The organism is Spiroplasma endosymbiont of Phycita roborella (assembly GCF_964031195.1).
GTDB classification, from domain to species: Bacteria; Bacillota_I; Bacilli_A; order Mycoplasmatales; family VBWQ01; genus Spiroplasma_E; species Spiroplasma_E ixodetis_A.
This window is the reverse complement of the sequence record NZ_CAXIQJ010000002.1, coordinates 194,737-221,667: the sequence shown is the minus strand read 5'-3', so window position 1 is coordinate 221,667 and position 26,931 is coordinate 194,737. Positions and strand designations below refer to the sequence as shown.

General features: G+C 22.8%; 34 protein-coding genes, 1 tRNA gene and 1 pseudogene. 8 read left to right on the top strand and 28 right to left on the bottom strand.

Going from position 1 to position 26,931, the window contains the following annotated elements; translation table 4 throughout:
- Positions 1 to 828: hypothetical protein (locus AAHM95_RS01705; protein WP_342273939.1), on the top strand; the 828-nt coding region annotated here is incomplete at its 5' end.
- A 68-nt stretch (positions 829 to 896) separates the two neighbouring features.
- Positions 897 to 1,103 (top strand): hypothetical protein, encoded by a 207-nt coding sequence (locus AAHM95_RS01700; RefSeq protein ID WP_342273938.1) that lies wholly within the window; start codon positions 897 to 899, stop codon positions 1,101 to 1,103.
- A gap of 79 nt (positions 1,104 to 1,182) precedes the next feature.
- Here the strand turns inward: AAHM95_RS01700 and AAHM95_RS01695 are convergent, their stop codons facing one another.
- From AAHM95_RS01695 to AAHM95_RS01590, 22 genes are all read right to left on the bottom strand, one after another.
- On the bottom strand, positions 1,183 to 3,216 hold the full coding sequence (locus AAHM95_RS01695) for a hypothetical protein (protein WP_342273937.1): 2,034 nt from the start codon (positions 3,214 to 3,216) through the stop codon (positions 1,183 to 1,185).
- Positions 3,164 to 4,399, bottom strand: coding sequence for a hypothetical protein (locus AAHM95_RS01690; protein WP_342273936.1), 1,236 nt, complete (start codon positions 4,397 to 4,399; stop codon positions 3,164 to 3,166). Before AAHM95_RS01690 ends, AAHM95_RS01695 begins: the two co-directional genes overlap by 53 nt.
- Positions 4,400 to 4,417: 18 nt before the next feature.
- A complete protein-coding gene (locus AAHM95_RS01685) occupies positions 4,418 to 4,540 on the bottom strand; it encodes a hypothetical protein (RefSeq protein ID WP_342273935.1) in 123 nt (40 codons plus the stop codon).
- A 4-nt stretch (positions 4,541 to 4,544) separates the two neighbouring features.
- Positions 4,545 to 6,818, bottom strand: coding sequence for a hypothetical protein (locus AAHM95_RS01680; protein WP_342273934.1), 2,274 nt, complete (start codon positions 6,816 to 6,818; stop codon positions 4,545 to 4,547).
- A 3-nt stretch (positions 6,819 to 6,821) separates the two neighbouring features.
- A complete protein-coding gene (locus AAHM95_RS01675) occupies positions 6,822 to 8,519 on the bottom strand; it encodes a hypothetical protein (protein WP_342273933.1) in 1,698 nt (565 codons plus the stop codon).
- A 14-nt stretch (positions 8,520 to 8,533) separates the two neighbouring features.
- Positions 8,534 to 9,715 (bottom strand): hypothetical protein, encoded by a 1,182-nt coding sequence (locus AAHM95_RS01670; protein ID WP_342273932.1) that lies wholly within the window; start codon positions 9,713 to 9,715, stop codon positions 8,534 to 8,536.
- 18 nt (positions 9,716 to 9,733) lie between these two features.
- The gene (locus AAHM95_RS01665) at positions 9,734 to 10,108 is read right to left on the bottom strand and encodes a hypothetical protein (RefSeq protein WP_342273931.1); all 375 of its coding nucleotides are present in this window, start codon (positions 10,106 to 10,108) and stop codon (positions 9,734 to 9,736) included.
- A gap of 17 nt (positions 10,109 to 10,125) precedes the next feature.
- Positions 10,126 to 10,311: a hypothetical protein gene (locus AAHM95_RS01660; RefSeq protein WP_281748210.1), complete on the bottom strand. Its 186-nt coding sequence runs from the start codon at positions 10,309 to 10,311 to the stop codon at positions 10,126 to 10,128.
- A 1-nt stretch (position 10,312) separates the two neighbouring features.
- Positions 10,313 to 10,501, bottom strand: a complete 189-nt coding sequence (locus tag AAHM95_RS01655; RefSeq protein ID WP_342273930.1) for a hypothetical protein — start codon at positions 10,499 to 10,501, stop codon at positions 10,313 to 10,315.
- A 41-nt stretch (positions 10,502 to 10,542) separates the two neighbouring features.
- Positions 10,543 to 10,701: a hypothetical protein gene (locus AAHM95_RS01650; protein WP_342273929.1), complete on the bottom strand. Its 159-nt coding sequence runs from the start codon at positions 10,699 to 10,701 to the stop codon at positions 10,543 to 10,545.
- Between the two features lie 16 nt (positions 10,702 to 10,717).
- Positions 10,718 to 11,542 carry a hypothetical protein gene (locus AAHM95_RS01645; RefSeq protein WP_342273928.1) on the bottom strand — a complete coding sequence of 275 codons (825 nt, stop codon included), beginning with the start codon at positions 11,540 to 11,542 and terminating at the stop codon, positions 10,718 to 10,720.
- A complete protein-coding gene (locus tag AAHM95_RS01640) occupies positions 11,542 to 11,727 on the bottom strand; it encodes a hypothetical protein (protein ID WP_338987820.1) in 186 nt (61 codons plus the stop codon). Before AAHM95_RS01640 ends, AAHM95_RS01645 begins: the two co-directional genes overlap by 1 nt.
- A 13-nt stretch (positions 11,728 to 11,740) precedes the next feature.
- Entirely contained in the window at positions 11,741 to 11,977 is a 237-nt protein-coding gene (locus AAHM95_RS01635) for a hypothetical protein (RefSeq protein ID WP_174480108.1), read from the bottom strand.
- Positions 11,977 to 12,114, bottom strand: coding sequence for a hypothetical protein (locus tag AAHM95_RS01630; protein WP_342273927.1), 138 nt, complete (start codon positions 12,112 to 12,114; stop codon positions 11,977 to 11,979). The genes AAHM95_RS01635 and AAHM95_RS01630 overlap by 1 nt, the downstream gene beginning before the upstream one ends.
- A gap of 103 nt (positions 12,115 to 12,217) precedes the next feature.
- On the bottom strand, positions 12,218 to 12,391 hold the full coding sequence (locus AAHM95_RS01625; RefSeq protein ID WP_339046679.1) for a hypothetical protein: 174 nt from the start codon (positions 12,389 to 12,391) through the stop codon (positions 12,218 to 12,220).
- Between the two features lie 3 nt (positions 12,392 to 12,394).
- Entirely contained in the window at positions 12,395 to 12,688 is a 294-nt protein-coding gene (locus AAHM95_RS01620; RefSeq protein WP_342273926.1) for a hypothetical protein, read from the bottom strand.
- 2 nt (positions 12,689 to 12,690) lie between these two features.
- Positions 12,691 to 13,116 (bottom strand): hypothetical protein, encoded by a 426-nt coding sequence (locus AAHM95_RS01615; protein WP_342273925.1) that lies wholly within the window; start codon positions 13,114 to 13,116, stop codon positions 12,691 to 12,693.
- 8 nt (positions 13,117 to 13,124) lie between these two features.
- Positions 13,125 to 13,328: a hypothetical protein gene (locus AAHM95_RS01610; RefSeq protein ID WP_281748672.1), complete on the bottom strand. Its 204-nt coding sequence runs from the start codon at positions 13,326 to 13,328 to the stop codon at positions 13,125 to 13,127.
- A gap of 134 nt (positions 13,329 to 13,462) precedes the next feature.
- Positions 13,463 to 13,981, bottom strand: a complete 519-nt coding sequence (locus AAHM95_RS01605; RefSeq protein WP_342273924.1) for a hypothetical protein — start codon at positions 13,979 to 13,981, stop codon at positions 13,463 to 13,465.
- Between the two features lie 2 nt (positions 13,982 to 13,983).
- A complete protein-coding gene (locus AAHM95_RS01600) occupies positions 13,984 to 14,226 on the bottom strand; it encodes a hypothetical protein (RefSeq protein WP_338973510.1) in 243 nt (80 codons plus the stop codon).
- 707 nt (positions 14,227 to 14,933) lie between these two features.
- Positions 14,934 to 15,668 carry a hypothetical protein gene (locus AAHM95_RS01595; protein ID WP_342273923.1) on the bottom strand — a complete coding sequence of 245 codons (735 nt, stop codon included), beginning with the start codon at positions 15,666 to 15,668 and terminating at the stop codon, positions 14,934 to 14,936.
- Positions 15,669 to 15,702: 34 nt separating this feature from the next.
- Positions 15,703 to 16,293 (bottom strand): hypothetical protein, encoded by a 591-nt coding sequence (locus tag AAHM95_RS01590; RefSeq protein ID WP_338974618.1) that lies wholly within the window; start codon positions 16,291 to 16,293, stop codon positions 15,703 to 15,705.
- A 320-nt stretch (positions 16,294 to 16,613) separates the two neighbouring features.
- Here AAHM95_RS01590 and AAHM95_RS01585 point away from each other — a divergent pair, with 320 nt between their 5' ends.
- The gene (locus AAHM95_RS01585; RefSeq protein ID WP_281749002.1) at positions 16,614 to 16,814 is read left to right on the top strand and encodes a hypothetical protein; all 201 of its coding nucleotides are present in this window, start codon (positions 16,614 to 16,616) and stop codon (positions 16,812 to 16,814) included.
- Between the two features lie 308 nt (positions 16,815 to 17,122).
- On the top strand, positions 17,123 to 17,521 hold the full coding sequence (locus AAHM95_RS01580) for a hypothetical protein (protein ID WP_338974616.1): 399 nt from the start codon (positions 17,123 to 17,125) through the stop codon (positions 17,519 to 17,521).
- Between the two features lie 72 nt (positions 17,522 to 17,593).
- Here AAHM95_RS01580 and AAHM95_RS01575 read toward each other — a convergent pair whose 3' ends face one another.
- The 4 genes from AAHM95_RS01575 to AAHM95_RS01560 all read right to left on the bottom strand — a co-directional run bounded on the left by AAHM95_RS01575 (position 17,594) and on the right by AAHM95_RS01560 (position 22,430).
- Positions 17,594 to 19,417, bottom strand: a complete 1,824-nt coding sequence (locus AAHM95_RS01575) for an MATE family efflux transporter (RefSeq protein ID WP_342273922.1) — start codon at positions 19,415 to 19,417, stop codon at positions 17,594 to 17,596.
- Between the two features lie 134 nt (positions 19,418 to 19,551).
- Positions 19,552 to 20,964, bottom strand: a complete 1,413-nt coding sequence (locus AAHM95_RS01570; protein WP_342273921.1) for an ABC transporter permease — start codon at positions 20,962 to 20,964, stop codon at positions 19,552 to 19,554.
- A complete protein-coding gene (locus AAHM95_RS01565) occupies positions 20,964 to 22,052 on the bottom strand; it encodes an ABC transporter ATP-binding protein (RefSeq protein ID WP_342273920.1) in 1,089 nt (362 codons plus the stop codon). Before AAHM95_RS01565 ends, AAHM95_RS01570 begins: the two co-directional genes overlap by 1 nt.
- Positions 22,053 to 22,353: 301 nt before the next feature.
- Positions 22,354 to 22,430, bottom strand: a tRNA-Ile gene (locus AAHM95_RS01560).
- A 176-nt stretch (positions 22,431 to 22,606) separates the two neighbouring features.
- Between AAHM95_RS01560 and AAHM95_RS01555 the strand changes: the two genes are divergently transcribed.
- Entirely contained in the window at positions 22,607 to 22,768 is a 162-nt protein-coding gene (locus tag AAHM95_RS01555; protein WP_252319474.1) for a hypothetical protein, read from the top strand.
- Positions 22,769 to 23,023: 255 nt separating this feature from the next.
- Positions 23,024 to 24,271 (top strand): ISNCY family transposase, encoded by a 1,248-nt coding sequence (locus AAHM95_RS01550; RefSeq protein ID WP_342273919.1) that lies wholly within the window; start codon positions 23,024 to 23,026, stop codon positions 24,269 to 24,271.
- 156 nt (positions 24,272 to 24,427) lie between these two features.
- Here the strand turns inward: AAHM95_RS01550 and AAHM95_RS01545 are convergent, their stop codons facing one another.
- Positions 24,428 to 25,501 (bottom strand): ankyrin repeat domain-containing protein, encoded by a 1,074-nt coding sequence (locus AAHM95_RS01545; RefSeq protein ID WP_342273918.1) that lies wholly within the window; start codon positions 25,499 to 25,501, stop codon positions 24,428 to 24,430.
- 341 nt (positions 25,502 to 25,842) lie between these two features.
- Positions 25,843 to 26,169 carry a hypothetical protein gene (locus tag AAHM95_RS01540; RefSeq protein ID WP_338975547.1) on the bottom strand — a complete coding sequence of 109 codons (327 nt, stop codon included), beginning with the start codon at positions 26,167 to 26,169 and terminating at the stop codon, positions 25,843 to 25,845.
- Between the two features lies 1 nt (position 26,170).
- Here AAHM95_RS01540 and AAHM95_RS01535 point away from each other — a divergent pair, with 1 nt between their 5' ends.
- On the top strand, positions 26,171 to 26,476 hold the full coding sequence (locus AAHM95_RS01535) for a hypothetical protein (protein WP_342273917.1): 306 nt from the start codon (positions 26,171 to 26,173) through the stop codon (positions 26,474 to 26,476).
- Positions 26,434 to 26,931 (top strand): annotated as a pseudogene (locus AAHM95_RS01530) (IS3 family transposase); the annotation flags it as partial. The gene AAHM95_RS01535 and the pseudogene AAHM95_RS01530, both read left to right, overlap by 43 nt.

Here is a 26,931-nt window from a genome sequence, read left to right as displayed (position 1 = left end):
GAAACTGGAATTAATGTTAAAAATGATAAATCAAAAATTTATTATTTAGGTAAACATTATGCAAATAAATCAAGTACAAAATTATGATATTTTTTTACTATAGATTTAACAAATCTAAATTTAAATTTGAATGCAATTTACAAAGGTAAAGGTGATGGAACAAAAGCAGAAGAAGTAATCAGTGCAGAATTTGTAAATTATAAAGATTTAAACAAATCAAATGATGCTTTATGCTTAGTTAACAAAGAAAAATTTTTTTTCACTTTAAAAGAAAAGGAAGATTTAAAAGAAAAAATTGAAAATGAAGAAAAAGAAAAATTTGCTTATAATATATTTGAATTTATATTTAATGATTTTAATGATAAAAAACCTTTAAAATCATATGAATCATTTAATGCTATGACTAAAAATTGAAATAATCATGTTGATAAAAGACTTAGTTCAATTGATAAATCATGAATGATTTTTGATTCATCATCTGAAAAAGTTCAAAATTTTAAAAGAAAAGCTGAAAAAAATACAATTGAAAAAGAAATTATGAAATGAGTTGAAGAACATGATGATGAAAAATATTCCCTTGAAGAAATACAAAATGGAAAATGATGAAATGAAGTAAGCAATGAACAATGAAATGATTGAAATGATAAACTTAATTATAAAATTCAAAAAATAGATAATTCAATATCACCATTAGTCGATAAATTAAAAAAAGAAGCTGAAAATTTTGAAAATTCATTGTTTAAATATGCCATTAATAAATTAGCAGATAATTATCCTACGATTGAAAATAATTCAAATTCAAATAAAAGAATTTGAAGACCATTTTAATTATAAAAATAAAGAATAAGTTATCAAAAATTAAGAAAAAATAACAAATTAAAAAGGAGTAATTTAATATGAAAACATGAATAAAAACAAATTTTTATAAAATAACATCAATTTTAGCATTAGTTCTTGCTACAACCGGTTTAATAATTGGTTCGATAGCACAAAATAAAACTAATGGTTATCAATCATTTTTAGGACATGATTATACAGTCTACTGGGGGGGGCTGGAACAACAATATGAGAAACTAAAAATTTATATGATGAAAATAAAATAGATTTATATTTTGATATTAAGCCAAAATTTAAAGAGGATATAAAATGAAATGGTCAATATCCTGATGGATATTTTGATAATTAAATTTCTAAGTTTATGTAAGAAATGTTTTCATTATATTTATCAAATAAGTTAATATTAGTTAGATTTATTTCTTGCTTATTAGTTATTAAAATTAAATCATAGTCACCAGCACCAAATATACCACTAATTTCTAGTCGATTTAAGTTATTAATTGGATTTTTAATTTGTAATTCTAATTCATTAATATTATCAATTTGTAAAATTTCTTCATAAAATTCCAATTTTGAAAATAATTGAGATTTATTTGAACCATATAAATTTAAAGCATTCTCAATTTTATTGTTACTAATAATTGTTCTTGTAAAATATTTTCCATATTCACCATTTGCTAATGTTCAATCAGCAGGAATTAAAGAAGGTATATTATTACTTTCTAATTCATTTGTAATAGATAATCAGTTAAATTGATTATCATCTAACTTAAATAATTCATTTTGACTAATATCATTATTTTTTAATTTAATATTATTGATATCTGTAAAATCAAAATATGGAGATTTTAATATAACTTTTACGTCTTTATATTTTCAAATATCTTTATCACTAGGTTTTATTGGACTTGATTTTAATTCAAAATAATAAGGTAATAGTATTTTATTATCATCATTTAATCCTTTATTTATTGATAAAGATGAATAAATATATTTTGATAACATAATCAATACTTGTTTAAATATTTTAACTTGTGATAAATTGATGTAATTTGGATAATCTAATTCTCACTGTTTAAATAAGTTAGTAATAATTTCATCAGGTTTTTGTCCTGAAAATGTATCACGTAATATTGCCATTTTATTTGTTGGTTTACCTGTTTTTTCATCATATGTAGCACCTTCAAAATTTCTATTATAGTTATATGTGTAACTTAGCATATCTAATAATAGTTGTTGTAAACTATCATTAGTTGGTGCATCTTTAATTTCTATTTCAATGTCATCAAATTTATTATTAGTTGCAACATATTGATAAAATTGACTTTCACCTACAAAATCTCAAACTTCTTTATCCTTTAATTCTTTTTGGCTTTTTAATGGTCATTTACCACCTAAAACATTACTAAACTCATATCCTAATCAAGCATGAGTTATTCTTGCATTATTAATAACTTCTCTTCTTGTTACAGAACCACTACTAATTTTAATTAAGTCTAAAACTGATTTTTCTTGTCCTATAAATTGCTTTGCTAAATTTCAAGGTAATATTTGTTCACTAAATCATTGTTGTAGTATTCTAACTTTTGGTTGCGTTTCAATAGGCATTGATAACAGCGGAAATGCTATTTTATCTTTAACAAATAACTTTGGGTATACTTCCATATTGTCAACTTCACCAAGTACCTTTATATTGCCAAAAATCATACTTCTAGGGGCTTTAATTTTTAAGCCAATAACTTTGGTATCTTTATCTAATGGTTTTTGTAATTTAATAATTATAGGATAACCATCTCTTGTTTTAAAATCTTTAATTTTAATAATAGTAATACTTTTAGTACTTCTTGTTTTTGGATTTTGATAAGGTTGAGAATAGTTATTAATGATATATAAATTATCAATATTATTTTCAGTTAATGGTTCATTAATAGAAACTGCATATAACTTAAATTGATTTAATAAATTTATTTCTTGAAAAATTAAATTTTTAATATCAGTCATACTATATTCAATTGTATTATCATTAATATTTGTACTTGCTCTTTGATTTAATTGCATAGTAAAGTCAGATGTTTCAACAGCAGTAGTTTTTAATACTTTTTCAATATCAATAAAACCAATTTTAATAGTATTTGCTGAAAATCTTAAACTATTATTTTCATTATTTTTAAATAAACGTTCAATTTCATAAATATAAATTGTTCTTTTTTTAAATTCATCGTATGCTCTATTAATATCTGGGTCACTAGTAGCACGCATCATATTAGTAAAGTCATAAGGAATATTATCAATTAAATAATCATTTTCTATTGCTGCTTGATTAAGTTTAGTTTGTTTCTGTGGAAACTTCGTTTGTGGTTTGTTGTTTTGATTGTCCATTGTTCTCTCCTATTAATTGGTTATTTTCGGGATTAAATAATTTTAATTTAACTGTTAAGTTATTAATTTCTTGCTCATCATTAATATTAAATGTTTTACTATTTAATAAATCTTTATCAATTTTCACTAATATTTGAATAAATTTAAGAATATCAATGTTAAATTGTCATAATTTTTGTTCAATATAATTAATAGTTGAAATATTTACAGCTGTACTTTCCGGAACAGATTGTTGTGCTGATTTCTTTTGACTTGGAATATGAATACCACAACGTTTAAATATTTCATTAACATTTCAATCATATATATCAGTTAAATTTTTACCTTTAAAATTACTATTTGTCATATTGATATTTTCGTTTTGTTCATTATTATCTCCACCACTTTTAAATATGTAGTTTTTAGTAACTAGTGTTCTTACTGCTTCTTCTAATGTTGATTGAACATTACCATAAGTTTGACTAAATATAAATTTAGGTGAATTTAAAATTGTATCTAAAACAATTTGTTCATAAATAACATCTAATGCTTTAATTTTATCCATTACTTTATTACAATCTGCTAATTCATTTGCTTTATTTCGCATAATTGCTATTGGAATATAATTAATATTTAATATTTGTTCTTGTTCTAAATTAGGGTTATTAATATATGATTTAAAATCTAATGGAAATTGTTTTTTATTATCACTAATACTATAAATTGCACGATTAATAGTTATTTGTTCATTATTTAGTGTATAAACTTCAAATAATCTTACAGTTTGTGCATTTTGTTCATAACTATCATAAAAAATAGTGCATTGAATTAATTTACTAGTAATATCATAAACTCTTTGTTGTATATCAACGACTTGAAAATATAAATCATCATTAGCAATAAAAATTAAATAACCACTAATTCCTAATTTACTTAATTTAAAAATAGAATTTCAATTTTTTCTATAAAATTCTTGTTGAATTAAATATTTCGTAATAACTTCATTATTAATATCTAATGGAGCATTATATAAATTAGCGTTATTTTCTGCTACAAAATCAGTGAAATAAGTTTCATGATTAAAATCATTAAAACCAAAATAACTTAAAATAGAAGCATGTGTACTTTTACCTTTTAAAAAAGTTAATTTAGTTTTTTCTTCATTATTAGTGCTTTTATCTTTTCTTAAAAATCTACCTAACATAATATTCACCACCTTTTTTTAAAATATTTGATTAATTTTAAATACAATTTTTATAATAATAAATATAATTAAACCAGCAATAGCTGATGATAATATAACTCCTATTAAACCTAAAATAATTTTTATAATTTTTCAAATCATAATATTATTCCTGTAATTCTTCTAATTTTCATACATTACCTTTTAAATTACCTTTTCCAGTATAAATAGTAATCCATTTTGCATGTTGAACTGATAAAATTACTATATTAGCACTATCATTAAAGGTTTGTATTTGTACACCAGCAATTTTTTTATCAGTTATAATAAATTCTTGAATAGTATAAACTGGATTATATATACTTCAAGAATAATAAACTCTATAATGTTTATTCTCTTGAAAATCATAAGTAATTTGTCAATTATCTCATTTATTTTTTTCTCTTGTTCCTACATCTTTTCATTGTTGATTATTTGGAGTTGGTGTTGGATTATCTGGTAATTCAATATCTCAATAATTTTCTTCTATTTCATTAGTTTTTAAACTTCTTGAATTAATTTTTATTTTTGGTGTAACATCAACTTTAATTGTATTTTGTAATTCTTCTAATGAAAAAATATTTCCATATTTTTCATTACCACCATCTATAATTAATTTGAATTTATGTTCGTTTCCTATAACCAAATATAAATTTGCTTCTACACTATCAATTTCTCCTTTTGTAAGAAAAAATTTCTCATTAACACTACCACCTAAATAAGAACCAGTTTTAAATTCTACTGTAATTCTTGTATTTACTTGATTAAATGGTGGTTTTTCTCATATAATAATTACTCTATAATATTTATTAAAACCAAGAGTAAAATCTTCTCATGTACGATTATCAAGACTATTACCTATTACTTTTCAATTTTCTTTATCTTGTTTAGTATTTATTTTATCATCAACATATTTTTTATTTGGTATTTTATTATCATTATTCATAGTTGGTGCTTGTGAATAAATTAAACCATTAACACTTACTTCACTTAAAACATTATTAATTAAATACGTAACTTTATTTTTATCATCTTTATCATTAAAAATTTTATCTTGTAAATTATCTATTTTATCTTGTTTTTTATCTAATAAATTATTAGTTTCTATTTTTGTATAATAATCACGTTCAGTACTTTCTTCTGCTATAAATTCAGTTGGTATTCCAGTTCCTTGATATTGATATACTTCAATTTGATTAATTACATTTGTATTAAATTCTATTGTTGGAGGAGTAGGAGAAACTTCGAATAAAATTTTTTTTGTACTATAATCATAAAATAAAGTTACGCTTCTAGTAACATCTGCTACTGTTGTCATTTCTTCTCATGATATTATTTGAATGATTGATTTTGTATTATAACTTTCATTGTTATTTAATAAAAATTTTATTTCTTTTTTAAGAGTATTAACTATTTTTTTATCATTTTTATCTTGTAAATCAATTACTCAAAGAATTATAGTTCATTTATCTAAATAAAAATTATCATTATTAATTTTCTTTCATAATGGACTAGTTTCAATATTAAATCAATTATTTTTAATATCATCAATACTTTCATTAGTTTTAGTTAATTCATCATTCAATTTAGTTATATTATTTTCATTTGTAGTAATTCGTTTTTGTTGTTTAGCAGAAAAATCACAAGTTGGTGCATGCGTATAATCACCAATTTGTGGATTATTTTGTAATGCTTCGGGGGGTAATGTACCAATTTCATCAGGTCAATCTAAAATCATTGTTTCAGTTTCTTTATCATAATCAGTTGCAACATAACCTTTATTAATAAATTTACTAACAGGACCTCTATATATTTCATTTTCATTATCATCAACTAAATCATCATATAATTTAATTTGTTTTGATAATGTAAATTCTTTTTGTTGTTCGATTAATTCATCAACTTGATTTCTAGTATAAAATGCTTTTAAATCAATTTTTTCAACATCTATTTCATCATTATTATAATTTGATAATATTTGTTTTAATTCTGTTAGTCTTGCCCATATTTTCATTCTACTTGGTGCTAAATCTCAAACATTAATTGTAGGAATACTATTTGCACTAAATTGACTACCATTATTAAACTGAATAGTAGCATCAACATTAAATTCAATTGGTGTACGATTAAATACTCAATGTTCAGTGGTTACATAAACCATATCTCTTAATGTTTCTTTAATTAATTCATCTTTAAAACTATCAAAAGGAAATTTAGATAAAATAAAACCAAGATAAGCATTAATATCATTTTGAGCACGAATAGCAAAAGTTTTAAATCAATCATTAACATTTGGTCATGTTTGTATATATTGCTGTGGTGTTTCTGTAATTTTTCCAGTTAATGGATATCAGTTATTATAATTTTCTAGACTGACACCAGTTCAAAGTTTATTAATCATAATTTATCATTCCTTAAAAAATGCTTTTTTATAATGTTTAGTTTTTGTTTTAGTTTTTCTATGTGATATATGAATAATTTCTTTTTGTAATTTTTTCTTACCTTTTTCTGCAACTTGACTATATGCAAATTTTTCTAAATGATGTAATAATCCAGTACCAAATAAAGTATTAACTGAAAACTTTAAACCAACATTTTTAAATGATTTGTTAATATTTTCAATAGGATTATTAATAACATTTACTACTTTATGATAAGTTCTTATTATTCTAAATATTTCTCTATATACTTTAAAACTATCTCTAATTACTTGTTGTAAAACTGGTGGAGCAAATGCTATTGCTTTTAATCATTTATTTTGATTAACTCCATAACCAATGTATCAACCACTATATCAACGATATCAATGGAATGGATGTATTTGAGTAACAAAAGTTTCTGCTTTAAGAATACTATCAATAACTGTAATTGGTTTATACTTAGGATTACGATGATAAATAGTAATTGCACATTTATCTAATGATAAAGGTTGAATTTTACAACCCATAAATACTGGGGAATTTAATGGAATTAATTGTGCATGTTTAATTGCTCTTTTTTCTGCACTAGTAAATAAATCAGTTGCTTTTTCTTTTAATTTATTAATTTTTTCAAATGCTTGTTTTTCTAACTTTTCAAATTTTTCTTGTAATTTATATATACTTTCTCTTATTTTTTCAAAATATGGTGTATCTTTTCAAAATTTATTTAAACCTTTTTTTAAATAAAATCTAATATCAAAATATTTAAAACTTTGATTTGCTTTTAAAACAAGTTGATGAATAACATTATTTTTAAAATTAAATTTAATAACATTTGCACGAATTTTTTGTAAATCCAAAATTAAAGATTTACCATATCTATTCTCTGCATGTATTGTATGAACTAAATTTAATCAATCATGTTGGTTCATTTTTAATACTTCTTTTAATTCAGTATTATATTTTTTTAAAAAGTTATTTGCTTTTTCAATATCTTTGATTTTAAATTTAGGAGTTAATTGTGGACTTAATTTTATTAATGTATTTTGTAATAATAAATAATCTTTTAACTCTTTGGTTTCTAACTTTTTAAAATTATTTTTAAATTGTCTTTCAGCAACATATCCTAAATTTTGTATTATTGTTTCACGATTAGGAGCAAAACTATAATTGAATAAATAACGTTTATTACCAATAATTTTATCTGTTAAAATTTCTTTACCACTTACTTGACTAATAATTTCTTGTAAATTTTTTGCTTCTTTAATTCCAATTTGTTCTAATGTTTTAGTTTTTTGTGCTAACTTAATAAATTTAGTAGTACGATAACCACGACTAATTTTATTAATTCCAGCAAATGCAGGTAATATATTAAAAAAAGTATTTAATGGTGTTACATTTCCTTTTAAATAATCATAAACTTGATTAATAGTAAAATCAGTTAAAAACTCTATACCAACAGCACTAATACTAGCAATTAAATCACTTGCACCTAATCCAAGTGCTATACTTTCACTTAATCCACCAGTAAAAGGAGCAAGTGCTACTGCTATAACTTGTACACCAATCATTTCTAAAATTTCTCATCAAAAACTTTTATTTTCTTGTTGGTTACTTGTTCTAGTATGTTTTGGTTTATTTATGTTTAAAAGTATTGCTGTACTAGTTGTACCAATTGGCATGATATTAATTTCCTTTATTTAAGAGTTATTTTAATTGGATTTGTTGAACCTTTATAATTTAAATCATTAACATTTGAAGAAATAACTATGTATAAGTCACCCGCTTTTTGTTTTTGATTACTTACATTAGTTTTTCCTTGTGCATCACTAAAATATTTAATAGTTGGATTTGTTAAATTAGGATTTAATGATTTAAGTTCATTAGTACTTTTTATTTGTGTATTTAATTCACTATTATTGTTATTAACATTTGCAGTAATATCAGTTGTTAAAATTGTAATTTTAGTTTTTAAATCAGTTTTATCACTATTAATAATTCCACATAACATTCAGCGTGAAGTTGTTTCTTCATCTGTTATATAGGGTATTGATTCACCAGTTACTTCTCCCCCAACTAAATATCTTCTCCCAACTTTACCATCATTAATATCTTGAACATATACAACTGTATTTTGTAACATATATCTTTTCATTGCTCTTGGTGTTGCTAAAACAAAAGACATAATTTTAGTTTCATTATTATCAGTAAAAGTCATATAATCATCCATTACAATTTGACATAGTACACCTTTGATATATAAATTTGTTCCATTTAATCTTAATTGTTGTGCTATTTGGTTATCAGTAATTAAACCTTTATTATCTGCTAAATAAACTAAACTATCATATAAATTATTAGTAATAAAAAATTGACAATTATTACTATTTCTTAATTGAAATAAAGTATTTCAAGCAGATAGCATTGATTTTAAATATCCTACTGGTGTTTTATCAGTAATATCTAATTTAGTTGCATATTTTGCAATTACATTTGTATCATTATTTGCTAAATAATCTGCTAAATCATTAGCAACTTCATATTGCATTGTATTTAACAAATTTTGTCCATTTTCTGCATTTAAATCAACATTAGCAATTATTTCACCTGCAACTGCTTCTTGTTTAATTTCTTTTAAAATTTTAATAGTTTCAGCGTAACTAACATCTAATCCTTTGCTTTTATCATTTCATTTTAGTACTTTAATTTCTGAATTTTTTGGTTTTTTAACTATAAATTCAATTTTTGTAGAATTAACCATTTCAATAGGAAAAAAACTTGCCCATGGTGAATTTGATTGTTTATAAAATTCTATAAACTCAGGTGCTTCTACTAATTTTTCGGTATTATCTAAATTTTGATTGAATGGTACTGACATTTTTTTATTTCCTTTCTGTTATAAATTATTTTTCTTTTTATAATCCAATAATGTACTTTTTATTGAATTTTGTTGATTTGTTATTATTGTTTGTTGTTTACCACCTGTATTAATTATTTCTTTAAATACCGGTTGTTCTTTAATCATTTTTTTAATAGTTTCTTCAATTTTTGAATTTTCTAAATTATTAGTTTTAAATTTTAAATAATCATAAAATTCAGTTTTAACTTGATATTTTTTAAATATATTAATCATTTCTTTTTCTTTAATTTCTTGATTAAGTTTATTTAACTTATTTTCTGCTTCATTAACTTTATTTTCTTTTTCTTGTTGAGCATTATTTTCAGTTAAAGGTTCAGTTGTTTGTTGAACATTATTTTCATTTTCTAACATTTAACATTCTCCTAATCTTATCCCAATAATCAATCTTTAACTAATTGTGGCATTTCACTTATTAATTTTTTATAATCATTAACTGCATTTTCTAATGTATCAATATCAGAAAATTTAAAGCAATTATCAATATGTAAATCAAAATCTCTATCAATACTAATATCTTGTTTTCTATATTTTTCATTAAATTCAATTTTTGTCATATTATTTTTCTCCTTTATTAATCTTTTCATTTAATTTTGCTAATTTTTTTTGATGTTTTATAATTTTGTTATTTGCTCTAACATGTTTTGGAGTTGTGATAAATCTTTTTAATAAAACAATAATTTCTCTGCAAATTAATGTTCCAACACTTGTTCCAATAATAATTAATTCATGTATAAATTCTTTCATTTCAATATTTTCCTTTCAATTATTTATTTTTTTATTTTTAATTATTCATCAAATTGACCACCATTAATTCTTTCAATCATTGATTTTGAATTACTTATAATGTTTACTAATAAGGCAATTTCTTTATTTAATTGTTCCATTCTCTCTTTATATGTATGAATTTCATTATTATAATATTCAAGTAATTTTTCTTTATTCATAAATTATTCACCTCCTTTATAAACTCATGTGATTATAATCTCAATTTAATGAAGCATTATCGTGATTTAATGCTACTTCGCTCATATTATCACTACCATATTGACTAGTTGTTTCACTATTAATTGTGAATCTATTATCATTTACTAATCTTGCAGTTTCATCATTAAATGATGTTTCTTGCATTTCTTCATTATGATGTGTAGTTTCAATAGGTAGTAAATTATGAATAATTTCACTAGCACCTGCAACAATAGTAGGAATTGCATAAGCATTATTAAAATCATTATTAATACCCATAGCAACACCACTTGATATTAAACATCCACCAGTTGCCATATTTGCTATTTTACGAATAGTTTCAAATCTATTAGGAATTAATTCAGTTAATCCACTAATAAGATTTGATATACCATAAGCATTTAAACTAATATATGTATCTCAATCCATTAATGACTGATGTTCTTGTTTATTTAATAATAATCATGGAGGACCTTCTGTTGTAGTTGTAGTAGTTATTGGAGTTGGTGTTGTTGGAATAATAGGATTAATATTATTTTCTGTTCATTTACTATAATTTGCTAAACCAATTGTTCCTAAACCTAATAATATTTTTTTACTACTATTAATTAATTTAGTTTTAGTATTTGGTCTTTGATTTAAATTTCATACATCTAAACCTAATTTTTTACCAAATAATAATGAATTAATACTACCTAACACTGGATTACCTATTAATTGACCATAATAAGCACTTGTACCAATCATTGCACAAATAGGACTTATACCAGTTCTAATTAATTTAGTTAAAGTATAATTTGATTGTGTATTTTCATTTGACATTATTTAACTTCTCCGTTCGTATTCAATAATTTTTCTAAAACATAATGATTTTTATCAAATTCTTTAATAAGTCATTTTTTTGTTTCTATGTGATTGTTAGTAACAAGAATTAATCTTTCTATTATATAAATTAATTCTTTTTTATCTGCTCTATCAAAAATTACTTTTAAAATTTCATCTAACATAATTTAATCTCCTTTAATTTTCTAATTTTTTAATTGTTACTTTAATTCAACCTTGATAAACATCATTATCACCAACTATTAATGCAACATTACTTTCTGGGTCAGAAACAATTATGTGTTTTGATTTAACATTTGGGTATTGTCTTAAAATAATTGCTCTAATATCATTACTTGTATGAATTGCTTTGGGAAATGGTGATAATATTTCAATTTCATCTTTATTTTCAAACAAAGTAGGTAATATTATCATTAGTCAAATTCTCCATTTTCAATTTTATTAATTAAAATTTTAATAATATCAATTGAGTAATTTGTTAATTTATATCCATAATATATATTTTTTAAATGTTCAAGTAATTTTTCTTTATTAATTTCAACTTTTTTCATTATCTAATACCCTTTCTATGTTCTCTTACATGTTCAATATTTTCTTCATCACCAATCATTATTTCTCCACAAAAAACACATTTATACTTTGTTCAATATCCCATTATTTATTCTCCTTATTTTTATCTTTCTTTTCTAAATCTTTTGCAATTGAATTTAATAGATTTAAAACTTTATATTCATTTTTTAAATCTATAATTATATAAATTAAAAATATTAAAATAGTTATACTTGTTATTAATATTGGTACTATTAATAAAATTTTTCATAATATCATTTTTTACTCTTTTCATTTTTTAAATCATTTAACATTAATTGAACAAAATGCACGATTTTTTTGAATATTTAAAGTATTAAAGATTTCACCAGTTACTATAATTTCATCGTTTTTGTTTAATAAAATACAGCGTCTATAAAGTTTTGGTTTATTAAAAATTAAAGTAACATAGTTTAATCCATTTCATTGACCACGAACACTATAATATAATTCTTTATTACCTTTTTCGTAATATTTTGCTTCAATAGTGTTACTAAGTTTTACTTTTAATTTGACATAATTTGTTTTATCTTTCATTTTTATAATTTCCTTAAATAATATTGAATATGCTTATATGCATAGTGTTCATGTTTTGTTAATTTTATATTTCCTTTATAATTTTCTATTTTAGTTTTATTTTTTGGTTCACTTTCTAGATAATCTCAATTTATAACATCTTGTACTAATACCATTAATGCACCAATAATTTTAGGGGTTGCTAATGGATTAGTTAATAATTGTTTTGAACTTAAAAAGAAATTTTCTACAATAACTAATATTTTTTTATCAATAAATTTTTCTTTAATTAATTGAAATTTTTCTTTATAAATATTTTTAGTTCATAAAACAGTTAATGTATTGAATGTTTCATTAAAAACAATATTATTAGTTTCATTTGAATATATAACAATTCCATTATTGCCAATACCAGCGGGGTCAATTCCAATAATTAAGTCATATTGCATTAATTAAGTTAACCTCTAATAACCGTTTTAATAATTTCTAAATCACAATTACATCAACAATATTTACATTCTTCAATAAATTCTTTATGACCACAAACTAAATTATCTTTTTTTAAATCATCAATCAGTTTAATTAGCCCTATTTTAAATTCAATATCATCACTGTCTGGTATGCAAATCGTTCCTCTTTTAGTTAAATATTCTTTATCCATATTTATACCTCCTACTTAACTTAATATTTAAAATACAGTCATAACAAATTGCTTTACTATTTTTATCTCTTAAAAAATATTTTCTTGTTTTTATATCATTAGTATTAAAGAATAAATAATCTAATTTATTTTGTTTACATGTTCAACAAAAATACTTTTTCATTATGAGTTGAAATTTCCTTATAAGAAGTAACTATATAATTAATTGGTAAATCATCATGTTTATATGGATTATTTATTTTAAAACCTTTTCTGTTTTCTTCTCACGTAATGTTATATTTAAAACAAGGATTAGTAATTTTAGTTTTGTTATCAGTTATTTCACCCATAAATCAACTATTATGATGTTCATAAAATGTTAATGATTCAAGTTTTATATCATTAAGATAATATTCTTTTGGAGCAGTTGGTTTATTAACAGTTATTTTTTGGTCTTTAATATATGGTTCTAATAATTTTATTAATTCATTACCACTTAATTCTCTTTTAATATTTTCTAAATTAAAAACTCAATATGTATAACTGTTATCAACAATAAAAGAATTATTTTTAATCATTCATTTTGGAAGCGATAATTTATATTCAACATAATCAATAAGAATAGATTGTGGTTTATCTTTTATAATTTGTTCTTTTTTAAATTCTATTTGCATAATTAATCACTTCTACATCAATCACAAACATATCCAAATGGTTTTGTATAATCCAAATGTTCATCAATATCATAATCATCTTCAAATTTTCTAATATCATGTTGTTCTGCTTCTAATTCTGTTTTAAAGCGATAAAGCATTTGGATTTTGTCATCTTCATATAATTCATTACATTCAACACATCTTTTTCTTCTTTTTTTATCAATCTTTCTTAGTGCTTCATAATCAAGAATTTCTATTACCATAATAATCCTTTCCTAATATGTTCTGTTGCTTCTAGCATAAAGAACATATATTTTGTTTTTTAGATTATTAATAATACTACTATTCGTTTTATTCATTCCATGAAAACTGGGCTCAAAAATAAATTATGAAATTTTAAAAAACATTGAGGCATTCGATTCAATATTTATTTAATTTGCGTTAAGCAAATTAATATTTTAATTGAACCGGCACCGCTCAATTTTTTTTACAAGTTTTAAATTTATTTTCTCGCCCAAAAATTTTTTCAAAAAAAATAAAAAATAAAACCAACACTTGCTCACTGGGGAGTGGCAAGGTTGGTTAAATAAAGAATAGAATTAATACAATAGGTCCCTACAACAGGTCTATATATACTAGTTTCCAATTCGCTCCCACCCCAAGAATTACCATTAAATGGTTAGTATATTTTATTAGGTATCACTCCACTTTTTATTTATCCATGCAAGTCCACATGCTAGCTACTATTTTTAACAACTGTGTTGTAGTTCACTTTTTTAGTTCCCTAACACGTGTTGATAATAGTGCCAAAGACGGTTATTAAAAATTTTAAAATTTTACAATTACAAAAAAAAGACAAGATTATTTCTTGTCTTTTTCCTTTGAGAATAATTTTTATTTTATCTTATAAAATCTATATTTTTTAAAATACGTCGAATATAAATTTAAGGGTTAAAGAGAGTAATTTTGTCTAATTTTCATTATTTTTCAAATAATTCATTTTTGGAAATAAGTTACTAATATGATAATTAATTATTTCGTAACTTTGACAACCGCCCTTTAATGTACTATTTAATTGAGATTGTACTAATCTTTTATCTGCTTCTAACGTGGTAGTCATTTCTAATTTTGCAAAGTCTAACTGCTTAGTTAAAATATCTTGTTGTAGCCTACTTCTTTCTAGACTTAATTGTTCAAGTTCTTTTTCCCTAATCAAATTTTCTGCTTCTATCTTCCTTTTTTCTAATTCTATTTTTTTATATTCTATTTGTTTAGTTAAAATAATTAATTCTTTTTCATTTATTTCTAACTTTAATTGTTCAAGTTCTTCTTGCTTAATTAAATTTTCTGCTTCTAATCTTTCTGTTTCTAATCTTTCTTTTTGTATTTCTGATCTTATTTTACTAATTTCTAATTCCTTATTTAATTTTTTATTTCATTCTTGAAAAAATTTTTTGATATTTTTTCTTCTTTTTCTTTCTGCTCAAATTGAAAGTGTATTACCAATTATTACACTTCCAGAAAAAATAGATATTGGTACTAACCCAACACCACTTACAAACAAGCCAGTAATAGCAGCAGTACTTATAACAGCTTGAATACCAGTTTTTCAATAAAATTTTTTATTTTCTTTATCTAAAGTTTTTTTTGCAATAACAACAGTTTCATTATTACAATTATTTAAATTTTGTAATTGCGTTTCCATATCTTTTATCCTTTTCAATTGTTTATTTACATTTTTATATATATGTACTTATTTTTTTATGAATTGATAATGAACAATTATTACTTGTTTCTACATTTACTACTTTTGTTAAATTAAATTCTTGAGGGATCGGTGATGAAGTAATATTTAAACTAGTTATGTTATTAAGTTTTGCTAATTCTTCTCTTACTTTAACTAATTCAAGTTCAACTTTAGTTCTTTCTAATTGTTTTTTAACAATTTTTGCTCTTACTGTTTCTAATTGTAATTCTTCTAATTTTCTCTGAAGAATACTTGATTTTTCATTATTCTCATCTTCTAGTTCTACTTTCTCTTGTTTATTTTGTTTAATCGTAGCTTTAATAACTGCACCCATCATAGCACCAGATGTGCCTGCACTAGCTGCTATTCCTAAATCAGAACATTGAAAGCCATCAATTCCACCAGCCGCTAATGTTACTACTGTAGCAGTACCGGCAGCTATTATAGGTAAATTTTTTACAAAATTTTTTTTAATTTTTTTTCGAAAACTTTTTTTTCTTGATAGTGAAGGTTTAACAATTTCCACTACATAATTATTTTCATCTTGCATTGAAGAAGCAAATGAAGATTTACTAATATCCATTTTTATTTCTCTCTTTCTAATCTATGAAAAATATCCTTCTGATTAATATAATTTAATAAAAAACTAATATAAATAAAAAATACTTATATTAGTAATGAACATATATTAAATTATTAATAATAATATCACAAATATTGATTTTAATAAAATTTAATATTTCATTTTATTACTAAAATAATTTATTATAATAAATATTAAAAATAAAGTAATTTTTCGTTTATAAAAAAATATTAGATATAATACTTGTAATCTAAAATATAGTTTTTGACCTATTGTTTTATTTTTTAACAAATAGGTTTTTATTTTAAAAGGGGGACAAAATGAAAACAATTAAAAAAGAGCAATTATTTACTAACAAAACTTATTTAATAAATTATGAAACTATAGAAAAAATTAAAAAACAACTACTAAATTTAAAAGCAGAAAAAATAAAACTTATTGAAAAAAGTGAGAAAATTGAAAAAAAATTAATAATTATCAAAAAACTATTCAATTTTGAATTAAACAAAATAAAGAAATAGAAGATAAAGTATTTCAATTTAATATTCAAATCTATAAATTAAAGGAACAAAAAATTAACAAAATTAAAAATTTTTTTATTAATCTTTTTTCATTTGGAAAAATAAATAAAAATAAAAGTATTAATAATTTAATTGAAACAGAAGAAATAAATTGTGAATTATTTAAAAAAACAAAATTAAATAATCAACAAAAAATTAATATTTTAAATTCAAATTATATTGAAAAACAAACAGAATATGCAAATTTAATAACTAATATTAATCAAATAACTGAACATGAAAACAAATTATTAGAAGATAAAAATAATTTGTTAAATAATAACAATAATTTATTAATTGATTTATTAAATCAAAAAGAACAGCAAGAAAAAGAAACAATTGTCGAAGTCAATGAACAAATGGTTGAACAATTTGAATCAGAAATATTTCAACTTAGTGAAAAAATTTGTGATTTGGAAAATCAATTATTATCTAACAGTAGTGATGAAGGTTTTAATTCAAAATCCACATCAACAGATTCTTTAAATTCAGATATTTCAGTACCTCTAAAAATGCAACCAAAACTACAAATATCTAACCCCATTAATAAACAAAAAGAAAAGGACATCCCTTGAGAACAAACACTACGTAAATATGAAAATGATATTCCAACAAAAAATTATAAGCAAAGAATAAAGCCAAGTAATTCAAGAATAGTAAAATTTTAAAAATTAAACATATTTAAATAAACGCCATAAAAGACGTTTATTTAAATTATATATTAAAGAAATTTTCAATCTTTAGAAATTAGCAATATCAACTTTATCTTTTGCTTTTGGTATATCAATTACTGGTGGAGATTCTGGATATACTTTATTCATACTACTTGCTAAATTTCTTACTCATTTACCACGATGATAAATAAATAAAGAAATAATCATCTTAAGAACATCACAAGAACGCATAATAGCATAAATATAAACAATATCTAAAGAACTATAATGTACCTCAATAAATAAAATTAATATTGAAAAACACCAAGTAAAACAACTATCAACAAGTAAAACAGTAATTGCTAAGCCACCAGCACGAAATGCATAAATACAAGTATACAAAATAGTATAAGCACTAAAAACTATAGCATCAACACGCATCATTCAACTAGAAATTCGTAAGGCTTCTGTTGTTGCATTAAATAATAATTGTGGTAAAAAAAATGAAGATAAAACTAATAAGCCAGCAAAAAATAATGATACAAAAAAGCCTAACCTAATTAAATGTTTAGCATTATATTTAGCACCAATCAAATCATCGGCACCTAAACGATTGGCAATTAACACCGAAGAAGCAATACCAAATCCAATATATAAAGTATAGAACATGGTATTAATCGTGGAAGCAATTGCCGAACCACTTAATGCTTCAAAGCTTCATTGCGAAATTAATCTAATAATCATTGTCGTAGCAACTGCAAATAATAAATCATTTAACATTAATGGCCATGTTTTAATTATAATTTTTTTAAATAAATCACCCCTAATCTTAAACATTTTCAAAACTTTTGGTTGAAATTCATATTTTTTTCATATAATAAAACCACTAATTAATGCCAACTGAACAATTCTCGCTGTTAAAGTAGCAACTGCTGAACCTCGTGCTCCAATTCCTGTAACTGCACCAATACCATTAATTAATAATAAATTTAATAAAAAGTTAATAAATACTGAAACAAAAGTTAATATTAATGAAATATAACCACGTTTTGTTTCGCGAAATACTGAAACAAAAGCAAAGTTTATTCCTAACAATGGATAAGAAAAAACAATTCATTGATTATAATCAATACCTTGTGCTGTTGCTAAAGATGCTGAATGAAATTCATAATAACGTAAAATAATTTGTACAAATTGGGGATCATTTTTATCAATATTATGAATATTCATAAAATCAATAAGTGAATTTTCACTAAAAGGATGATTATAATTTAAAATGTCCTTTAACTCATTAATATCATTAAGAGTTAATCCTTTAGCAGCACATAATTGATTAAATTTATCCAATGCACTACTAGGACTAGTAGTATAAGAAATTAAATATTCACCTACTGTATAAGATAAAATAATAACTATTACTCCAATTAAAAATCCAAAAATAATTCTCATTCTTACTGTTTGTCTTAAAGAACCATATCTTCCAGCTCCATAAAATTGAGCACCAAAAATACTAACACCGTTGATAAAACCTCCCATAACGGCATAAATAATAACAAAAATTTGATTAGAAGCAGTAACTCCCGAAACAGCAATTTGTCCTGCTGAATATTGCAAATGATAAAAATGTTCTAAACCATTATCTTTTCATCAACTTCAATTATCTCAAAGTCCTAATGAAGTAAAAATATCCCTAATATGATTATTCATTGGCTTTAAATCACTAATAAAACTATCCTTTAATTCTCCAACCATAATATTATCTAGTAAATTCATTGATGCTGATAATATTTGTTGCAATACTGCTGGAATAATAATCATTAATGCTAATAAATATCATTTTTTAGTAGCAAAAAAATTACTAATTTTATGTGGATTTGCTCTATTATTAATTTTAAATCCACTAATTTTCATAATTTCACCCTTATCATTAATTTGCTCTATATTATAATAATAATTTTACATCATTTAAATAATGAGGTTTGAAATTTAATATATAAAAAATCAACATCTTTGATGTTGATTTTTTATAAAAGATACTTAAACTACTAAGTAAAATCTCTAGGATTAAATACTAATCATGAAAAACAAAATAAACCAATACCAAGCAAAACATAGACAGTCAATAAAACTGGAAAATTAAGAATTTTACTATTAGTTGCTTTATTGGTATCAACTTCATAATTTGTGTTAACTTTATTAAAACTAACTAAATAAGGATCTGCTGTCATAGCATACTCCCCTGGATAAGAAAAGATTGAACCTTGTTTAGTCGATATTCCATCTCAAATATATTTTAATTGATAAAAAATATTTAAATAACGCATTGCTTTAACTTGTGATGTCTTAGTATTAAGAGCATCATATTGTGATTGAGAAAGAGATGTATTTAAACCCGTAATCATAAGATTTACTGAATAATCAACATCATTGCTACCAACAGCATTTGATCTTTTGGGACCAAGGTTATCAAGTCCAACTTTTTTACCTGTCATTAATTCTTCAAAACTTTGTTCTTTTCATTGACGAAAAGCATTACTAATATTGTAAATATGAGTAACTAAGTCTTTAGGAGCATCAGTAGTTGGTGGAGTAATAGTACTACCATTCTTAATTGCTAATACTATTGTTTGTTCTTTTTGATAATCATAATTATTTGGATACTTAACTTCTTTAATATATGTATCGTAAATACTAAACATAGCCTTTTTAATAGATTCAATAGTAGTTGTTGGGTTTTTTCTATATACATCATTAATTCAATCAATATCAGTTTTATCTAATTTAGCTTTTACATTATTATAAACTGCTAATGACTGTGAAACAACATAATATGTAGGATCAAATGTTACTAAACCATTAATTAATGTCGCAAAAATATTGAATAAAGCAGCCATTCCAATCATAATTGCAACTAAAGCCTTAGCATTTAAAATTAATGAAAATAAAATAGCAATTGAAGAAATAATTAAATCAAAAATAATAGCAACACCAAATAAAATTCATAAATAAGGAAATACCGCACTATAAATAGTTGAACTACCAATGCCAGGAATAGTAATGACAAAACTAGCAATAAAAATAGATAAAAATAAATATAAAATAATTACCACTTGTAAAGATAATAACTTTTCAGTCCAAATTCTAGTTCTACTAACTGGTTTTGATACTAAAATCAATAAAGTACCATCATCAATTTCATCACGAAAAACTTGTGTTGCTTTAACTGAAATAAATACAAAAATCATAATTGATAAAAGTACCGAGAATGATAATACTTTTCATTGTGGTACATAAAAATTTAATGCTTGATCATAAGTTAATTGTTTTATTGCTTCAGAACCCACAAATAACGAAATTAAAGACCAAGATAAGGCAAGAAAAATTAAAGTTATAATAAAAATAATTCAAGTTGAAGGAGTAGCAATCATCTTTTTAAAAGTATAACGAAATATTGGCATTATTTTTCTCCCTTCTTATTTTTATCATTGGCTTCCATAACAATTCGTTCATACATTGTTTGTAAATCAACAGTATATGGTTTTAAATAAGTAATGATAATATTAGCATTTAAAGCAATTGCTAATACTTCTGCAACTTGTGCCTCAGTTTTAATATTTACCAATAAACGATTTTCATTAACATCTACTGAAAATTTTTTATCTATTAATAACTTCATTAATTTATTATTATCATTATTAGAACTTATTTCATATAATGAATCAGTTTTATTAACCAATCCTGTATAAACAACTTTACTATAATTTAAAACAGTAACTTCATCAGCTAAATTTTGTAATTCAGATAAAATATGTGATGAAATAAAAACAGTTTTACCTTGCTCACGAAGTTTTCTTAAATCATTAAACAATTCTGTTCTCGCTGTTGGATCAAGATTAGCGGCTGGTTCATCTAAAATTAAGACATCTGGATTATTTAATAGTGATTGTGCTAATAACACCTTTTTCTTCATACCCGAAGAATAAGCATTAGGGTTACGTTTTTTAAACTTTCATAAATCTAATTCCTTTAAAATCATTTCTGTCTTTTCCTTAGCAACTTTATATTTCAAACCGCTAATTTGTCCCATTGAAATTAAATAATCATAAGTAGTAATTCGTTTAGGAAATCTTGCAGCTTCTGCAATATAACCAACTTGTTTTTTTGCTTCAACTGTTCATGAACGCTTACCATGAATAATTAAATCACCGTGTGTTTCAACCATAGCGCTAATTAAACATTTAATAGTAGTGGTTTTGCCTGATCCATTTGGACCAATAAAACCATGAATAGTACCTTTTTTAACTTTAATAATAGCATTATCAACAGCTTTAAATTTTTTAAACTGTTTAGTAAAATCACGAATTAAAATTGCATATTGAGCATCTTCAGGATTAACTATTACATTACGGTTATAATGATTACGTCAGTTTTTAAAATATGATTTAATAAAATTTAGAAATTTATGTTTTTCTTTTGATTTAGCATTAACATCATCTTCAACTAAAGAACTATTAATAACTGGTTTTAATATTTCTTGTTTTTTCATACTCATTCTCCTAACTACTTAAATATAATAATTACTATATGATTAATATGCTTAATACTGATATATTATATATTAATTTATAATTCAAAAATAAAAAAATTAATAATATTAAAGATATTGACATTGAATAACAATTACTAAAAACCTATCACTAATTAAAATATCTGATTAATGATAGGTTTTTATTATAACTTTTTATATCCTTAATAAATCAATTGATTTATATCTTTATTATAATTTCAATTTGATTTAAATAAAAAAAAAAAAAACAAAACTGTTTATTTCATAATTTCACATATAATGGTGGGACTAAATGGACTTGAACCATCGACCTCACGCTTATCAAGCGTGCGCTCTAACCAGCTGAGCTATAGTCCCAAAAAGAGCAACAGAGATATTATATATTTGTTCAAGCACGATTGCAATATATAATAACAATATTTTATTTAATTTTTATTTAATATTCTTATAATAAAAATTTATATTTTTAAAAGTAAAAAAAATTTTTTGTATAATTTATTCATACAAGGTTTTTTATTAAGAGGGGATTGAGAATGACAAAGATTAAAATACATATCTTAAAAATTGAAAAATGAAATCAAAATTTAGGAAAAGAAGCAACACTAAATGATGATGATATAAAAGATATAAATGAGAATGAGAATATAGAAAAAATTAATGATGATATTATTGCAAAATCACCTACGTTTTCATAATCATATTTTTATTGTATATTTATTAAAATTTTTGGGAGCGTACCGATGTTGTCAATAATATTCAAATTTGTCTTTAAATTATAAGATTAGACGAGAATAATTTAGACTTCAATATGCAATTGTATGTTAATCTTAACACTTGTAAAATATTAGTCAACAATAATACTTACTTTTGTCATTATTTAGTGATAATTTCCTATTAGTTATCAAGTAAAAATTTCCCAAAAATAAAGTTAAATATACTTGGTGATAAATATGGAAAGAAGCATGACTATGAAAGAAAAATATAAGTATAAAATTATAAATGACATTATTACTAATAAATTATCTAAACATCAAGCCAAGAATAAACTTAACCTAACTATTAGAAGAATTAACCAATTAATTCAAATTTTTAATAGAGAAGGTAAAATTGGTTTTATTCATAAATCTCGAAATAAAATTTCTAATAAGGTAACAAATTTTGAAATCAAAATTAAGATTATAAATTTATATAAAACCAAATATTATAATTTTAATTTTCAACATTTCCATGAGAAATTAAACAATGAAGAAAAAATTAAAATTTCATATAGTACACTTTATAATATATTAATGAATGAAAAAATAATTTCACCAAAAAGACATAAAAATAAAAAAAATAACTTACATCCAACAAGAAATCGTAGAACAAATTTTGGTGAATTAATTCAAATGGATGCAAGTAATCATCATTGATTTGGTAAGGATAAACCAAAAGCATTTTTACATGCTGCAATTGATGATGCTACAGGCAATATTGTCGGACTATGATTTGATCATCAAGAAACATTAGATGGTTATTATAATGTTTTTTATCAAATTTTAACTAAATATGGCATACCAAAAACATTTTATACTGATAATAGAACAGTTTTTGGATATAAAAAACAAATCGATGCTGGCAAAATAAACACGGAAAATGATACTTATACTCAATTCCAAAAGTCTTGTAATGATTTAGGTGTTGAAATTATTAGAACTTCCATTCCACAAGCTAAGGGTAGAATCGAACGCTTATTTGGAACACTTCAAAGTCGCTTAATTAGTGAACTTAGACTTAATAAAATTAAAAATTTAGAAGAAGCTAATCAATTTCTTAAAACATATATAAGTATTTTTAATAATCAATTTGCCTTTGCTATTGATAATAATAAATCTGCTATGATTAAAGCTCCTACATCAGAAGAAATAAATATTTATCTTTCAAGATTTTCTAAAAGAAAAACGGATAGTGGTTCAACTATAACATATTATGGTAAAAAGTATTTTCCTTATAAAAATAACAAAGTTCAATACATACAACCTAGAACTGATGTAATTGTACTTAAATCGTTTATTAATGAGTTATATCTTAGTTACAATCATCAAGTATATGAATTAAAAGAAATAGCACCAAAACCAATTATCAAAGAAGAGTTGATAAAAACTAAAAAGGTTTATATACCAAATAAAAACCATCCTTGAAGATATGGATACCAATAATGTCAAATTAAAATTAGATAAAATTCTTTTTATAAAAGATTATTTTTGTGAATACTTAACTATATAAAATTTTAAATTGTTTGTCGAAAAGCAAATTTAATGCCTTAAAATTGATTTTAAAGATATAAAAAGATTGCAATTACAATCTCTTATTTTTTATATTCTTGGTGATGTATATCCACTTGTTGAAGGTTGATTTTGATAATTGCTTGAGTTTATTTCATCTGAATCAAAATCATTTTTGTAATTTTTAATTATATTAAGCATTTCATCTTTTGATATAATTTTACCTATAATTTTTTTCACTGACTCATTATCTGTTTTTTCATACGTAAGTTTTCAATCTACTACTTTATACTTTCCAGATAATTCCAAAGTAAATTTATCAGGACAAAATTTTTCATATTCCATTATTAAACATTTTTTTTCTAATTTTACTACTTGTTTAATTGTTTGACCTTTTTTATTCTTTTTCGTTAAATCTGCTCCTTTTTTAACTAATAATTTAAATATTTCAACATTATTAACATTTTGTGCATCAAATAAAGGTGTATCATCTCAATTATCTTTAATATTTAAATTGGCATTATTTTCAAGTAAAAATTTAACTATGTCCTTATTTTTATATCTAACTGCTAAATGTAAAGGTGTTTGACCATTTTTATTTTTTTTATCTACTTCAATTTTATTAATTAAATATTTTGCTATTTTATTTTTCTTTTCGATAATTGCAAGTTCTCATGGTGTTTTATTTTCATTTTTAGGATTTTGATAATTGATATTTGCACCACTTTCAACTAAAATCTCAACTAAATTTGGCTTGTTTTTTAAAATTGCTGCTTCTAATACACTCTTTTCAAACCTGTCATTTTCTGGTTCATTTACAGTTCTATATCAATTATAAAAATTGCCAATTAAATTAGGATTTGCATCGTTTTCACCATTTTTTAACATTAGTTCTCAAGTAAGTTTATTATCATGATTTGCAACATAAACTATTCTTTCTAAAATATTAACTGTAGAACTTTCTGCTGTATTTCCATCTGATGATACTATTCATGCACTTCAATATGGCTCTGTAACCATTCAATTTTGAAAATTACGATGTTCTTTATGTTTTAATACATGCATAAGGTTATTTTTAATGTATGTTCCATTACCTTCTTCTAAATTTTTAATAATATCATTATCTGCTGTCTCTTTTTTGAAACTTTCATTAATATTTCCCATTTTTATTACCTTCTTTACTTTTTAACATTAAAAAAACCATTTACTTTGAAATTAAAGCAAGGGATTAAAAACTATATTAAGTTTTTATTTATTTTTTTCCTAATTATTTTAATCTGTTTAAATTATACTTCTTTTTATAAAAATAATCCCTACATTAAAAAATAGGAATTAAAATTTTTAGGGATTATTCAGAATTAGTGTTTTTTGATCAATATTTTTGGGAAATTTTCACTCGATATTGACACAATAATACTTACTTTTATAACTCAAAAATTCTTATTAAATTTTACTTTAATAAGTTTTATTTTATTTTTAGTTATCTTTAAATTGAAATGGTTAATTTATAATAATTGTATTGCTGTATTTATTTGATAACATTTAAAATTAACCATTTTGGTATACATATCAATGTTATAAGTTCTATCACCAATCATATGCTTTAAAATTTGTTTAATATTAGTTTCAGTAAAGCAACCAATATTTTCAACTAATGCTTGATTTAATACGCCATCTTTTGCATTAACAAAATAACCAACTTTTAATTTTTTATATTGTAAAGTCAATGATTGTAAAAAATCAATTAATTCATAATATTGACCTTTGGAAAATAAATTTATTGCATTTTGATAGTGTAATTTAGCAATTTTATTTTTTCTTCTTCCAGCCATTATGCCAAGAAATAAAACATGAAAAGCATGGAATTTATCTAAAATAAATTTAGCATTTAAAATTGTAGCAGTTTTTCTAATTCATTTTGCACTATCTCCACAAACTATTAAATTTGCTTGGTCAAAATTTTCAAAAAATAAATTACCATATTTTTCAATTAATTTGGCAGTTTTTTCAGCACCAATTTCTGTTTTTGATACTCTAATTTTACATACAGCTCTTTTATTAATTAATTTTCCATTCTTCTTTTTACCAGTACAAACTTTAATAATAGAATTAAAAATGAAGTTATTGTTAGTGATTTAACTTATGTTCAAGTTAATGGTAAATGAAACTATATTTGCCTATTAATCGACCTATTTAACCGCGAAATTATTGGACATAGTGTTGGAGTTAAAAAAGATGCATCATTAGTATATCAAGCATTTATGCAATCAAATCACTGTTTAAAAGATATTGAAATATTTCATACTGATCGCGGTAATGAATTCAATAATAAAACTATTGATAAACTTTTATTAGCTTTCAACATAACTCGATCTTTAAGCAAAAAAGGATGTCCTTATGACAATGCTGTTGCTGAAGCAACTTTTAAAACTTTCAAAATTGAATTTATTAATGATAAAAATTTTACATCATTAATCCAATTAAAATTAGAATTATTTGATTACATCAATTGATATAACAACATAAGAATTCACAGTACTCTAAACTACCTAACTCCAATTAGTTATCAAAAACAAATGTCTACCAAAAAATAG